Raw genomic sequence first — 13,808 nt, forward strand, 5'->3', positions numbered from 1 at the left:
GCGGGCGCGCGGGCGGACGCCGCGCGGCGGTCGGCCCCGCCGGACCGCGCAACCGTGGCCGCCCGTGCAGCGCCGACCGCGGGCACCGCCGCCATGATCGACGATGGCGGGCGTGGCGCGACACCCATCTGCGCGAAGCCCTGGTCGAGCAGCGCGCCCATGTGGCGGTCGCGCTCGACCCAGGAGGAACCGCCCATGGTGACGCCCACCAGCCGCACGCCGTCGCGCAGCGCCGACGTCACGATGTTGAAGCCGGAATCGCGGATGAATCCGGTCTTGATGCCGTCGGCCCCCTCGTAGTCGCCCAGCATGCGGTTGTGGTTGCGGATCATCGCCCGCCCCCAGTTGAAGTGCACCGTGCTGAAATAATGGTAGCGGTTCGGGAAGTCGTTGATCAGGCGCTGGCCGAGCGTGGCCATGTCACGCGCCGTGGTCACGTTGTCCGGGTCCGGCAGGCCGGAGGCGTTGCGGAAGGTTGTGCGCGTCATGCCGATGGCGCGCGCGCGCAGCGTCATCATCTGGCCGAAGCGTTCCTCGCTGCCGGCCAGGTGCTCGCCCACCGCGGCCGCGACGTCATTCGCGCTTTTCGTCACCAGCGCCAGGATCGCCTGCTCGACGCTGAGCGTGGCGCCGACCGGCAGGCCAAGCTTGGAGGGCGGGCGAGAGGCGGCTTCCTCGCTCATGCGGATCGGTGTGGTGAGCTGTACGCGCCCGTCGCGCAGCGCCTCGAACAGCATGTAGAGCGTCATCATCTTGGTGAGCGAGGCCGGGTAGCGCTGGTCGTCCGCATTGGCGGCGATCAGCACGCGCCCGGTGCGCGATTCGAGCACGATGGCGGCGTAGCGGTCGCTGCCGATCTGCGCGGCGGCGGGGCCAGGGGCCAGGCAAGCGGCGAGCAGGGCGGCGATCGCGGCGACAACCCGCCGGGCGGCGCAGGTCGGCGCGCTCGCGCACGGTTCGACGCGGGTCTGCGGCATGCGGAATCCCCCTGGTGCCCGTCCTGCAGGAGGGCGGGCGGTAGCACCTGGCGCGAAAAATAGCGATGTCCCGGCGCTGCCGTCCAGCCAAATTCCGCAACGACTTCCTTGTCTCGCAAAGGGTTACGAAGAGGTGTTCCAGCCGGCCCGGATGATGCCGTCACCGACCTTCCCGACCGCCTTTGCAAAGTTATGGTGCACTGCAAAAAATGCTTGCGGCGGGCCGTCGGGATCGTCTACACGGCTCACTATGTTGCAACGCAGCAAAGCGGCCCGGAAGCCCGGGTCAACCAAGCGGGCCGGGGCTATTCCGACCCCTACCCCCAACATGGAAGAGGACCAGGCCATGGCCGAGACCAAGACCCCCGATGTGAAGAAGATTGCCGCCGAGGGCGCTGCCCAGGCGCAGAAGATCGTGACCGAAGGCGCGACGCAGGCCCGTGTCGCGATGGAGAAGGGCATGGAGCAGATGACCAAGGGTGCCGAAGGCGTGATGAAGGCCGTCGAGGAAGCGACCGAGTTCGGCCGCGGGAACATGGAGGCCTTCACCAAGGCCGCCCAGACCTGGGCCGTCGGCACGCAGGACCTCGCCCGCCAGGTGATGGCGCTGGCCCAAGGCCTGACCGACCACTCGCTCGAGGGTGCGAAGGCGCTCGCGGCGGTGAAGTCCCTGAACGAGGCCGCCGAGATCCAGGCGAAGTTCGCCAAGGCCGCGATGGAGAAGGCCGTGGCCGAATCCGCGAAGATGCAGGAAGCGGTCTTCAAGCTGACCGAGCAGGCCGTGGCGCCGATCTCGGCCCGCATGACGGTCGCCATGGAGAAGATGGCGAAGCCGATCGCGGCCTGAGCCACGAGACCCGAGGCCGCCCGGCGCGATCCCCCTCCCCCTGCGCCGGGGCGGCCCAGCGGCCCGGACCGGGCCGGCCCACCGCATCCGCGGCAGGCCGGTTCCGGTCCGGGCTTTTTTCATGACTTGCAGAACAATCTGGTGCGAAGCGACGCTCGGCCCTTCCCGCCGGACCGCGCGCTCCGATATCCTGCCATGCGGCGCGGGCCGTTGCCGGTCCGCCCAAGGGAAACCACTTCTTCGGCCATGAGCGATCAGGACAAGCGCCCGGGCGGCGGGCAGGGCGGCGACGGACCCCAGACCGGGGTCGTGGTCAAGACGCGTCCGCGCACCAAGAAGCCAGCCATGTACAAGGTGCTGATGCTCAACGACGACTACACGCCGATGGAGTTCGTCGTGCACGTGCTGGAGCGCTTTTTCCAGAAGAACCGCGAGGAAGCGACGCGCATCATGCTGCATGTGCACCGCCGCGGCGTCGGCGTCTGCGGCGTCTTCACCTACGAGGTGGCCGAGACGAAGGTGACGCAGGTGATGGACCTGGCGCGCCAGAACCAGCATCCTCTGCAGTGCACGATCGAGAAGGAATAGGGGCAGGGGTCGCAGAACCTCGGGGGGAAGCCTACATCACGAAGACTGGTTACCTGGTGCCGCGCCGACCCAACGAGGCTGACGCGCCACCGACAGGGGAGCGTCACTGACATGCTGTCCCGCAACCTCGAGCAGACGCTCCACCGGGCCCTGGCACTTGCCAGCGAACGGCGACACGAATACGCGACACTCGAACACCTGCTGCTGGCGCTCGGCGACGACCAGGACGCGGCCACCGTGCTGCGCGCCTGCGGAGTCGACCTCGATCGCCTCAAGCGCGACCTGTCGGAGTTCCTGGACAAGGACCTGGCGGGCCTGGTGACCGAGCGCGGGGGCGACCCGAAGCCCACCGCCGGCTTCCAGCGCGTGGTGCAGCGCGCCGCCATCCATGTGCAGTCCAGCGGACGCGACGAGGTGACCGGCGCCAATGTGCTGGTCGCCCTGTTCAGCGAACGCGAATCGCACGCCGTGTATTTCCTGCAGCTGCAGGACATGACGCGGCTCGATGCGGTGAACTTCATTTCGCATGGCATCGCCAAGGCGCCGGGCCGCTCGCAGCCGCGCCCGGTGCAGGGCTCGCCGCAGGCATCGTCCAGCAGCGGCGACGAGAATGCCGAGAAGGAGGAGAAGCCCCGCGGCGGCCGCGGCCAGGACGCGCTGTCGAACTACTGCGTCAACCTCAACAAGAAGGCGCAGCAGGGCAAGATCGACCCGCTGATCGGCCGCGACTCGGAGATCGAGCGCACCATCCAGATCCTGTGCCGGCGCACCAAGAACAACCCGCTCTATGTGGGCGACCCGGGCGTCGGCAAGACGGCGATCGCGGAGGGCCTGGCCAAGCGCATCGTCGAGGGCGACGTGCCCGAGGTGCTGCTGAAGTCGACCATCTATGCGCTCGACATGGGCTCCCTGCTGGCCGGCACGCGCTACCGCGGCGATTTCGAGGAGCGGCTCAAGGCGGTGGTGACCGAGCTCGAGGCCCAGGCCGGCTCGATCCTGTTCATCGACGAGATCCACACCGTGATCGGCGCCGGTGCCACCAGCGGCGGCGCGATGGATGCCTCGAACCTGCTGAAGCCTGCGCTGGCGCAGGGCACGCTGCGCTGCATCGGCTCGACCACCTACAAGGAATACCGCAACTACTTCGAGAAGGACCGCGCGCTGGTCCGCCGCTTCCAGAAGATCGACGTGAACGAACCCACGATCGAGGACGCGGTGAAGATCCTGCAGGGCCTCAAGACCAACTACGAGAAGCACCACAAGGTCCGCTACACGCCGGAAGCCATCAAGGCCGCCGTCGAGCTGTCGGCCAAATACATCCACGACCGCAAGCTGCCCGACAAGGCGATCGACGTGATCGACGAGGTCGGTGCAAGCCGGATGCTGCTGCCCGAGGGCAAGCGGCGCAAGACGGTCACGCTCAAGGATGTCGAGGATATCGTCGCGAAGATCGCGCGCATCCCGCCGAAGTCGGTCTCGAGCGACGACCGCGAGCAGCTGCGCACGCTCGAGCGCGACCTCAAGGCCATGGTGTTCGGCCAGGACAAGGCGATCGACGCGCTCTCGGCCGCGATCAAGCTGGCGCGCGCCGGCCTGCGCGACCCGGAGAAGCCGATCGGCAACTACCTGTTCTCGGGCCCGACCGGCGTCGGCAAGACCGAGGTCGCGAAGCAGCTGGCGAAGACCCTCGGCATCGAGCTGATCCGCTTCGACATGTCCGAGTACATGGAGCGCCACAGCGTCTCCCGCCTGATCGGCGCGCCGCCGGGCTATGTCGGCTTCGACCAGGGGGGCCTGCTGACGGATGCGATCGACCAGCACCCGCACGCCGTGCTCCTGCTCGATGAGATCGAGAAGGCGCACCAGGATCTCTACAACATCCTGCTGCAGGTGATGGACCACGGGAAGCTGACGGACCACAACGGCAAGACCGTGGATTTCCGCAATGTCGTGCTGATCATGACGACGAATGCGGGTGCGTCGGACATGGCGAAGGCGACCATCGGCTTCGAGCGCCCGACCCGCGTCGGCGAGGACGAGGAAGCGATCAAGCGCCTGTTCACGCCAGAGTTCCGCAACCGCCTGGACGCCATCGTGCCTTTCGCCGCGCTGACGCCAGAGATCGTGGGCCGCGTGGTCGAGAAGTTCGTGATGCAGCTGGAAGCCCAGCTGGCGGACCGCAACGTGACGATCGAACTCAGCAGCGCGGCCAAGGAATGGCTGGCCGAGCGCGGCTACGATCCGCTCTATGGCGCCCGCCCGCTCGCGCGTGTCATCCAGGAGCACATCAAGAAGCCGCTCGCCGAGGAACTGCTGTTCGGCAAGCTGGCCAAGGGTGGTTCGGTGAAGGTCGGCCTTAAGGACGGCGCGCTGTCCTTCGACATCATGGAAGCCACGCCCCCCGCCCTGCCCAAGCCCGAGGAAGGCGAGGGCGAGCCCGACCGCGAGCCGGAGACGGCCGAGTAGCGCCGCGCCGCCGCAGCGGCGATGATGCACGGGCGCGGAGGGACACCCTCCGCGCCCGTTTTCCGTTCAGGGGATGAATCGATGAGCGCGATCAAGGACTGGAACGCCTATTCCGCGGCGCTGCGCGAGCGCGGCAAGGAACTGGGGCAGTTGCACCCGGAGATCGTGAAGGGCTTCGTCGCGCTGAACAACGGCGCGGCCAAGACGCAGCACCTCGATTCCAAGACGCGGGAGTTCATCGCGCTGGGTGTCGCCATCACCACCAGGTGCGAGGGCTGCATGGACGCGCATGTGAGAAAGGCACTGGCGGCGGGTGCCACGAAGGAGGAGATCGCGGAGGCGCTGGGCGTGGCCATCGCGCTGAACGCGGGGGCGGCCTTCACCTATGCGCTGCATGCGCTGGACAGGGCGAATGAGGCCTAGACCAACGCCTTCCTTGCCACCTCCAGCGCCGCCTTCTGTTCCTTCGTCACCTTCGGATAGTGCAGGTCCAGCTCCTCCAGCGCCTGCACGATCGCCGCCACCACCACCAGGCGCGTGAACCACTTGGTGTCCGCCGGCACCACGAACCACGGCGCATGCGCCGCCGCGGTGCCGCGGATCGCCGCCTCATAGGCGGTCATGTAGGCGTCCCAATGCGCGCGCTCCGCCACATCGTTGGCCGAGAACTTCCAGTTCTTCTCCGGCTCGTCGATGCGCGAGAGGAAGCGGCGCTTCTGCTCCGCCTTGCTGACGTTCAGGAAGAACTTCAGCACCACCGTGCCCTGCCGCGCGAGGTAGCGTTCATACGCTGCGATGTCCTCGAGCCGCTCGGCCCAGATCTTCTTCCCCACTAGGTTCGGCGGCAGCTTCTGCCCGCCGAGGAACTGCGGATGCACGCGCACCACCAGCACTTCCTCGTACCAGGACCGATTGTGGATGCCGATGCGCCCGCGCTCGGGCAGCGCCGTCGAATGCCGCCACAGGAAGTCGTGGTCCAGCTCCATGGCGTTGGGCGCCTTGAAGGAATGCACCTGGCAGCCCTGCGGATTGACGCCGGAAAACACGTGCTTGATCGCCCCGTCCTTCCCCGCGGCATCCATCGCCTGGAAGATGCACAGCACCGACCAGCGGTCCTGCGCGTAGAGCATGTCCTGCAGCTCCGCGAGTCGGTCCACGCCCTGCTGCAGCAGCGCCGCCGCGCCATCCTTCTCGAGGCTGAGGCCCCCCGTGTCGCCAGGGTCGAAGCCCTTCAGCCGGAAGCCCTTGCCGGCGGTGACGCGGTAGCGGTCCAGGATTGTCTCGACGCGCTTGGTGATCATGGCGCCCTCCCCCTCGGTGCCACCACGATCCACGCCGCCGCCAGCGCCTGCAACAGGAAGGTGATGCACAGCGCCACCGCATAGCCCGCCGGGTCCCAGCCCCCGCTCGCGGTGCGCGGCCAGAGGTCGAGCACCGCGCCGATCCCGGTCTGGAACGCGAAGACCAGCACCAGCATCGAGAAGTTGATGGCTGTCGCGACCCGCCCCTGGAGTTCCGGCGGGAACCCCTGCCCCATCGCCGCATAGCCCGCGACGCCGACCGACCCGCAGAAGGAGAACAGGAACCAGATCGCCGCCGTCAGCCAGAACCCGCCCGGTGCTGCCACCAGCAGCGCCTGCGCCAGCAGCACGCCGCCGATGCCAATGTAGGGCACGAACATCGGCGAGAACCCGCGCGCCTGCGCAAACGACGCCGCCTGCCCCGTCACCAGGCTGCCGGTCACCAGCCCCAGCGCATAGACCAGCAGCGCGATCGCCCGCGGCCCGTCGTCCAGCCCGCCCACGTCGCGCAGCCACGGCCCCGCCCAGAGCCCCTGAAAGGTGAAGTTCAGCGCCGAGAGCACCATGATCGCCGGCAGGAAGCGCAGGAAGGGCCGGTCGCGGAAGATGCGCCCGAACTCGCCGATCTCGCGCACCATGCTGCGCCGCTGCGGCACCACAGCCGCGGCCGGCCGGTCGGGCACCATCGTCCAGATCCACGCCGACGCGCAGACCGCCAGCACCGCCAGCACCACGAAGATGCCCCGCCAGCCCAGGAAGGGCAGCGCGGACTGCACCGGCACCGTCGCCGTCATGCCCCCCATGCCGGCCAGGAACAGCCCCGCGCCGGTGACCGCCGCGACGCGTTCCTTCGGATACCACTGCGAATTCGCCTTCAGCATCGCCATCAGCCCGGCCGCGAGGCCGAGCCCGCACAGGATGCGCCCGAAAGCCAGCACCATTACGTCCGGTGCCACCGCGCACAGCACGAACCCCGCCGCCGAGACCAGCGCCAGCGTGGCCTGCACCTTGCGCGGCCCGTGCAGGTCGAGTGCGACGCCGATCGGCAGCTGCGCCACCGCGTAGGCCGCGAAGAAGCACGCAGCCAGCAGCCCGAGCCCGGAGGCCGAGAGCCCGAACTCGATCGCGAGCAGCGGCCCGATCGTCGCCACCATCCCGCGATTGCACTGGTTGAGGAAATTGATCGCCGCCAGCGGCAGCGTGATGCGCGCAAAGCCTGGTGAAGCGGGCATCAGCGTGGGTCGAGCCTGACGCTGATCGGGCAATGGTCCGAGATGCGCTCACGCAATGCCGGGTCGCGCTCGGCATAGACCAGCACGCGGAAGCTGTCGCGCACCACCCAGTCGCGCGCCGGCCCGCCCAGCAGGATGTGGTCGATGAAGGGTCGCGCACCGCGGTCGTGTCCACGGCAGGGATCGGACAGGCCCTCGGTCGGGCGCAGCAGTGGTGCCGCCTCGCTCAGCACGGCGAGGAAGTCGTCGTTGCGCTCCATGCGGCGGTTGAAGTCGCCGAGCACCGCGAAGGCCACGCCCTCCCGCCGGCGCTCCGCGATCCAGTCGCGGATGATCTCCGCCTGGCGGCCGAGGTTCTGGCAGTCGCGCGAATTGGGCTGCCGGACCGACCCCTGCGCGCAGCCGCCATCGAGATGCACCGAGAGCAGCCGCAGCGCAGGCCCGTCGCCCGAACGGATCGTGATGTCGGCGCCGCGCCGCAGGGACCGCCGCGCGTTGGGCACCAGGTCCAGTGCCGCCACATCCGGGTTGCGCGTGACGTTCAGCCCGCGCCGCCAGGCGAAGCCCGCGCGCTGCGTGTCGGTCTCGTTCGGGAAATGGAAGTCCCAGCGCGTCGCGTCGAACACGCGCGCGGCGGCGAGCGGGCCGTCCACCTCCTGGATCGCCACCACATCCGCGGCGAGGCGATCGGCATAGGCGCGCAGCCGCGCGAAATCCTCCGCCGTGCGCGCGGGCAGGGACGAAGGCAGGTCCGGATGCCCGGCCGGCTTGGTGGTCAGCCATTCGATGTTCCAGGCAGCGAGCTTGATCTCCTGCGCCGCGGCGGGCAGGACAAGCAGGGCGAGCAACGCGATCAGCAGCAGGCGCATGGTGGCCTTCATAGCAGCGTCGCGGGTTCCGCGCGCGCGGTGGCCGTGACCGTCGCCTCCAGCGGGCGGGCGCCGCTCGCCAGCAGGACGGAGGCAACGGTGTCGTAGTCCGCGGCATCGCGCGTCGGGTCATGCAGCGGTTCCTCGCACGGCGATCCGCGCGGGACCCAGATCACCGTCTCGGCACGCGCGCGGGTCAGCAGCACGCGATAGGTGTTGACCACGTAGTGCGCCTCGCTGCGCTCCGCCTGCCAGCGCGTGCCGGCGAAACGGCGCGCCGTCCAGGCATCGTCCCGCCACACCAGGTCGCCGCCCCAGGCAAGGCCGCAGGCGTCGAGCTCAAGGCCCTGGCAGGCATATTCGGTTGCCGCGGCTTCCAGCGCATCGCTGGCGCGGACGTCGCGCGTCGTGCCATCCGGCGGGCTCTGGAAATGGTTGAGGAACCAGTCCGCGACATCCTCCGCCGGCACCTCGGCCGCCAGCCCATCCCCGCGCAGGCGCTTCGCGCCCGAGGAGCGCAGCAGCCCCGCGCGCCGCCGCCCGCGCGCGAAGCCGCGCAGCGCCGCGCGCACCGCATCGAGGTCGCGCGACAGGAACACAGGGAAGTCCACCGCGCCGCGCGCGATCGACGCGGCACGGGCCACGTCGCCGGCCAGCACCGCCTCCACCCACCCCGCAACCGAGGCATCGCGCACCGCGCGCAGCGGCACCGTCAGGTCGAGCGCCGGGTCGATCGCCAGCCAGGGCGGCCGGCCCGCCGCGAGCCGCTGCAGCGGGTCGGGCGCCTCCAGCACACGCTGTGCGGCCAGCGCGCCCCAGCGCGGATCGCCCTCGATCACGCGGCCCCATTCGCGAAGCCCCGCCTCGCCGGTGTTGATCTCCTGCCCGTTGCCGATCAGCGCCACAACCACGGCCCAGCCATCGTGCCGGCCCATGATGTCGAGCGTCTGCGCCGGCTCGCTCATCGTCAGCCGGCCGGGCCGGTTCTGCGTGCCGCGGCGCGCCTTCGCCTCGTCCCAGGCGCGCTGCGCCTCGTCGAAGACGATGATGCGCTCGGGCGGTGCGCCAGCCCCGGTTGCCGCGCCATCCTCCAGGAAACGATGAACGTTCTGGATCGCGGCCTTCACCTCGCGCAGCGCCTGGGCCTTGGCTCCGCCGCGGCGCGCCACCGCATCGCGCGCCAGCGCCTCGCGCAGCACCGCCACCAGCGGTGCATTGCCGGTCAGGAAGGCCGCGCCATCCTGCCGCGCGGCGCCGAACACCGCGTTCAGCCCGCATAGCGTCTTGCCCGCGCCGGGAATGCCGGTGACGAAGACCACGCGCTTCGCATGGTCGCGCCGCGCCTCGGCCACGGCGCGGGCGATCGCGTCCGAGGTGCCGCGCAGATTGGCGGCATCGGCGCGAGCGGCGGCGATCTCGGCGACGCCGTGCCGCGCGAACAGCATCGTCGCCGCCTCGACGATGCCCGCCACCGGGCGATAGGGCGCATCGAGCCAGGCCGCGCCATTGAGCGCTGCCAGCGGTGCGCCCGACTGCACCCAGCCGAACAGCGCCGCCAGCCCATCCGGCCCGCAGGCCAGCGGCGGCAGCACGCCATGCCAGATCAACGGCGCCTGGCGCGGCGGCGCGAAGCCCGCCACGCCGCCGCTCACCAGCACCGGGATGATCGGGTGCGCGCGGCTGCCGGCGTGGAAGTCCCGCAGGTCGAGCGCGTAGTCCTCCGCCTCGGCCAGCGCGGCGGGCGAGGCATCCGCCTCCTTGAACTCCAGCACGATGATCGCGCGGTCGGTCAGCACCACCGCATCGGCGCGCTTCTCGAGCCGCATCAGGTCGTATTCGACCGCCACGGTCCAGGCCGCGCCGCCGGCCTCGCGCAGCCCATCGCGCAGCGTGCCGATCGCATCGTTCCACGCCGCCTGCTGCTCGGGCGTGCCGGGATGCCCGCGCGTCGCCTGCGCCGCGGCAAGCAGCCCGGCCGTCACACCCGGGTCCTCCGCCAGCAATCCGGCACCCGTCCGCGCCAACCAGGCCCTCATGCGCCCCCCCGCCGCGGCCAGGTCGCCACCGCCACGCTGCCCATCATCAGCACGAACCCCGCCGCGTGGGTCACGGTGAAGGCCTCCCCGAGCAGGCTCACCGCCACCAGCGCCGCGGTACCCGGCAGGAAGGCCGTGAACACCCCCGCCATGCCCGCCGGCACGCGCTTCAGCCCCGCATACCACAGCAGCAGGCAGAGCACGCTCGCGGTCAGCGAATGGAACACCAGCAGCGCCGCCAGCGACGCATCCGCCAGCGCCGCCACCGCGCCGAAGCCGGGGGCGGCGAAGGGCAGCAGCACCAGCGCCGAGAAGCCCTGCATCCACAGGCTCGCGGTGATCACCGGCACGCGGCCCGCGATGCGCCGCGCCAGCAGAACATAGGCCGCCTCCCCCAGCACGCCGCCGAAGACCAGCAGGTTGCCGAGCAGCGACCCGCCTGCCCCGCCCGCGGCGCGCGCCACCGTGATCGCCGCCATGCCGCCGGCGGCGAGCGCGACCGCCGCCCATTGCTGCGCGGGCAGGCGTTCGCGCAGCAGCACCGCGCCGCCGATCGCGACCACGGCCGGAAGTGTCGCCAGCACGAGCCCGCCCTCCAGCGCCGTGGTCAGCCGCAGCCCCGCCAGCAGACCGGCATTGTAGATCGCCGTTCCGAACACCGCCTGCAAAGCCAGGTTGCGCATCACGTCGCGGGGCACGCGCACCGTGCCATCCATCCAGCGCGCCAGAGGCCAGAGCACCGCCATCGCCAGCACGCAGCGCAGGAAGGCGACCATCGCGATCGGCAGCGCCTCGGCCAGCAGCTTCGCCACGGCGACATTGGCGCCGACCAGCGCCATGGACAGGGCGAGTTGAAGATAGGCGAGGCGCACGGGTGCAGCCTATCGCGAGACGGCGCGCCCTCCTACCGCCTGCGCCGTCGCGCCGACGGCGCATCGGCCGGGCGTGCCTGCGGCGGCACGCCATGCGGCAGAACCGCCACGGCACTGCAGCGCGCGACGACATCGGTGATGCGCCCCGCGGGATCGAAGGCCACGCCCTCCGCCGCCAGCAGCGCGCGCTGCGTCGTGCCGTCCGGCCCGGATTTCGGCACGCCCAGCGTCCCATCCGCCGCCACCGCACGGTGCCAGGGCAGCGTGGCGGCCTCGACCGGGTCGAGCGTCGCGAGGATGTACGCCACGTGCCGCGGCGCGACATCCAGATGCGCGCCCACATCGGCGAAGGTGACGACGCGCCCGGCCGGCACGCTCGCGACGATGCGCAGCACGTCGCCCTTGATGCGCGCGAAGAAGGGCGATCGCGCCACGCTACCCTTCGCCCTCCTGTCGGAAGGGCGAGAGCGTCGCCAGCGCGTCCATCTCGCGCCGCATCGCCGGGCGTTCGCGCTCCAGGAAATCCGCTACCGCGCGCGCCAGCCCCGGATGCGCGATCCAATGCGCGGAGTAGGTCGGCACCGGCAGGTAGCCGCGCTGGATCTTGTGCTCGCCCTGCGCGCCGGCCTCGACGCGCGGGATGCCGTGCGCGATCGCGAAGTCCATCGCCATGTAGTAGCAGAGCTCGAAATGCAGGAAGGGCACGTCCACCACCGCGCCCCAGTTGCGGCCATAGATCGCGTCGCGCCCCACCAGGTTCAGCGCGCCGGCCACCGGCTCACCGTTCCGCTCGGCCACCATCAGCACCACGGCATCGCCCAGGCGTTCGCCCAGCAGCGGCCAGAAGCGCTTCGTCAGATACGCGCTGCGGCCCCATTTCTTGTCGGTGGTGCTGCGGTAGAAGCGGTGGAAGGCCTCCCAATGGCGCGGCGTGATCTCGGCCCCGCGCAGGCAGCGCAGCACCAGCCCCGCGGCCTGCACGTCGCGCCGTTCGCGCCGCAACGCCTTGCGCTTGCGCGAGGCCAGCGCGCCCAGGAAATCCTCGAAGCAGCCATAGCCCTGATTGGCCCAGTGGAACTGCGTGCCGATCCGTTGCAGCCAGCCGGCCTCCCCCAGCGCCGTCCACTCCCCCTCGGTGCAGAAGGTGACATGGACGGAGGAGGCGCCGATCGCCTTGCACCCCTGCACCAGCGCCTGCGCCAGCACCGCATGCGGCAGGCCGGCATCGGGGCGCAGCAGCAGGCGCGGCCCCGGCACCGGGCTGAACGGCGAACACACCTGCAGCTTCGGGTAGTAGTCCCCGCCGGCCCGCTCCAGCGCATCCGCCCAGCCATGGTCGAAGACGTATTCGCCCTGGCTGTGCGACTTGGCGTAGCAGGGGGCGCAGGCCACCAGACCGCCGGCATCGTCGCGCAGCGCGGCATGCTGCGGCAGCCAGCCGCGATCGGGCGTGGCGCTGCCGCTATCCTCCAGCGCGCTCAGGAAGGCATGGCTGACGAACGGATTGTCCGCGCCCGCGCAGGCATCCCATTCGGCGGCCGGGATCTCCGCGATGCGGGGATGCAGGCTCAGCGAGAGTTCAGCGGATCCGTCGGGCATGGGCTCAATGTCGCGCGGTGGCGGCGAAGCGCAAGCAGGCGCCGTGCCGCGCGCGCCGCGCCCTCAGGCCAGCTCGAACATCCCCTCCACCTCGACCGCCGCATCCGCCGGCAGCGAGGGCACGCCGATGGTGGTGCGCGCATGGCGGCCGGCATCGCCGAACACCTCCACCGCCAGGTCCGAGGCGCCGTTCATCACCGCGGCATGCTGCGTGAAGGAGGCCGGCGCGGCGATGAAGCCGCCCAGGCGCAGCACCCGCGCCACGCGATCGAGGTCACCCCCCGCCGCAGCCTTCAGCTGCGCCAGCAGGTTGATGAAGCACAGCCGCGCGGCCTGCTTGCCGTCTTCCGGCGTGACCTCCGCGCCGACCTTGCCGGTGAAGGCCACCGCGCCGTCGCGCAGCGGGATCTGGCCCGAGATCACCACCAGCTTCCCGCTCACCGCGAAGGGCACGTAGTTGGCGATCGGCGCCGCCGGGGTCGGCAACGTGATGCCGAGTTCCGTCAGTCGCGCCTCGATGCGTCCGGCCATGGTCGTCCCTCCGTGAAGCCTTGTCAGGCGGCGTGGCGATAGGACCGCCCGCGCCGCGGCGCCGGCTGTGCCGGCAGGTCGAGCGGCAATTGCGGCGGCGCCGCGCTCATCGTCACCGGCGTCTCCTCCTCGACCGGGTCCGGCAGGTCGCCGCGGCCGAGATAGTCGAGGGCCAGCCGCCGGAAGGCCCAGTCGAGCACGGACGTGGCGCGGCGGATGGCGGCATCCCCCTCGACCACCCCGCCCGCCCCGGGGCTGTAGGCATAGGCCTCGACGAAGGTCGCCAGCGGCACGCCATGCGCGAGGCCGAGCGAGACCGCCTGGGCCAGCGCCTCGAGCAGCGCGCGGGCCGAGGCCCCTTCACGCGGCTGGCTGAAGGTGATCTCGCGCAGGCGGCCGCGATCGTCCTCGGTCGCGCGCAGCGCCACGCGCAGCCCGCCCACCGCGACCCGCCAGGTGCGCGCCGGCGCGTGCGAGACCGGGCGCGGCG

The 13,808-nt window shown here is 70.8% G+C and carries 14 protein-coding genes; 4 read left to right on the top strand and 10 right to left on the bottom strand.

Annotation, left to right across the window (positions count from 1 at the left end; genetic code table 11):
* Positions 1-977 (bottom strand): D-alanyl-D-alanine carboxypeptidase family protein (locus HW578_RS14200; RefSeq protein ID WP_198371204.1); only part of this gene is annotated, 977 nt, incomplete at its 3' end.
* Positions 978-1,323: 346 nt separating this feature from the next.
* Here HW578_RS14200 and HW578_RS14205 point away from each other — a divergent pair.
* The 4 genes from HW578_RS14205 (at position 1,324) to HW578_RS14220 (ending at position 5,301) form a co-directional block, all read left to right on the top strand.
* Positions 1,324-1,824: a phasin family protein gene (locus HW578_RS14205; protein WP_198371205.1), complete on the top strand. Its 501-nt coding sequence runs from the start codon at positions 1,324-1,326 to the stop codon at positions 1,822-1,824.
* A 246-nt stretch (positions 1,825-2,070) separates the two neighbouring features.
* A complete protein-coding gene (clpS, locus tag HW578_RS14210; protein ID WP_198371206.1) occupies positions 2,071-2,412 on the top strand; it encodes an ATP-dependent Clp protease adapter ClpS in 342 nt (113 codons plus the stop codon).
* A 111-nt stretch (positions 2,413-2,523) separates the two neighbouring features.
* Entirely contained in the window at positions 2,524-4,878 is a 2,355-nt protein-coding gene (clpA, locus tag HW578_RS14215) for an ATP-dependent Clp protease ATP-binding subunit ClpA (protein WP_198371207.1), read from the top strand.
* Between the two features lie 90 nt (positions 4,879-4,968).
* Positions 4,969-5,301, top strand: coding sequence for a carboxymuconolactone decarboxylase family protein (locus tag HW578_RS14220; protein ID WP_369407898.1), 333 nt, complete (start codon positions 4,969-4,971; stop codon positions 5,299-5,301).
* Here HW578_RS14220 and HW578_RS14225 read toward each other — a convergent pair.
* The 9 genes from HW578_RS14225 to HW578_RS14265 all read right to left on the bottom strand — a co-directional run.
* Positions 5,298-6,179, bottom strand: a complete 882-nt coding sequence (locus HW578_RS14225) for a polyphosphate kinase 2 family protein (RefSeq protein WP_198371209.1) — start codon at positions 6,177-6,179, stop codon at positions 5,298-5,300. The two genes, HW578_RS14220 and HW578_RS14225, sit on opposite strands and share 4 nt — an antisense overlap.
* A complete protein-coding gene (locus HW578_RS14230) occupies positions 6,176-7,411 on the bottom strand; it encodes an MFS transporter (protein ID WP_198371210.1) in 1,236 nt (411 codons plus the stop codon). The genes HW578_RS14225 and HW578_RS14230 overlap by 4 nt, the downstream gene beginning before the upstream one ends.
* Positions 7,411-8,280: an endonuclease/exonuclease/phosphatase family protein gene (locus HW578_RS14235; protein ID WP_198371211.1), complete on the bottom strand. Its 870-nt coding sequence runs from the start codon at positions 8,278-8,280 to the stop codon at positions 7,411-7,413. The genes HW578_RS14230 and HW578_RS14235 overlap by 1 nt, the downstream gene beginning before the upstream one ends.
* An 8-nt stretch (positions 8,281-8,288) precedes the next feature.
* Entirely contained in the window at positions 8,289-10,316 is a 2,028-nt protein-coding gene (locus tag HW578_RS14240; RefSeq protein ID WP_198371212.1) for a DNA/RNA helicase domain-containing protein, read from the bottom strand.
* On the bottom strand, positions 10,313-11,188 hold the full coding sequence (locus HW578_RS28450) for a DMT family transporter (RefSeq protein WP_198371213.1): 876 nt from the start codon (positions 11,186-11,188) through the stop codon (positions 10,313-10,315). The genes HW578_RS14240 and HW578_RS28450 overlap by 4 nt, the downstream gene beginning before the upstream one ends.
* A 32-nt stretch (positions 11,189-11,220) precedes the next feature.
* Positions 11,221-11,622: an MGMT family protein gene (locus HW578_RS14250; RefSeq protein ID WP_198371214.1), complete on the bottom strand. Its 402-nt coding sequence runs from the start codon at positions 11,620-11,622 to the stop codon at positions 11,221-11,223.
* Position 11,623: 1 nt separating this feature from the next.
* Entirely contained in the window at positions 11,624-12,787 is a 1,164-nt protein-coding gene (locus HW578_RS14255; protein ID WP_198371215.1) for a GNAT family N-acetyltransferase, read from the bottom strand.
* Positions 12,788-12,850: 63 nt separating this feature from the next.
* Positions 12,851-13,318: a RidA family protein gene (locus HW578_RS14260; protein WP_198371216.1), complete on the bottom strand. Its 468-nt coding sequence runs from the start codon at positions 13,316-13,318 to the stop codon at positions 12,851-12,853.
* 23 nt (positions 13,319-13,341) lie between these two features.
* Positions 13,342-13,808, bottom strand: a 467-nt coding sequence (locus HW578_RS14265; RefSeq protein WP_456308282.1) for a TSCPD domain-containing protein, incomplete at its 5' end; no start/stop codon positions are given.

The organism is Roseomonas rosulenta, from assembly GCF_016106005.1.
GTDB lineage: Bacteria > Pseudomonadota > Alphaproteobacteria > Acetobacterales > Acetobacteraceae > Neoroseomonas > Neoroseomonas rosulenta.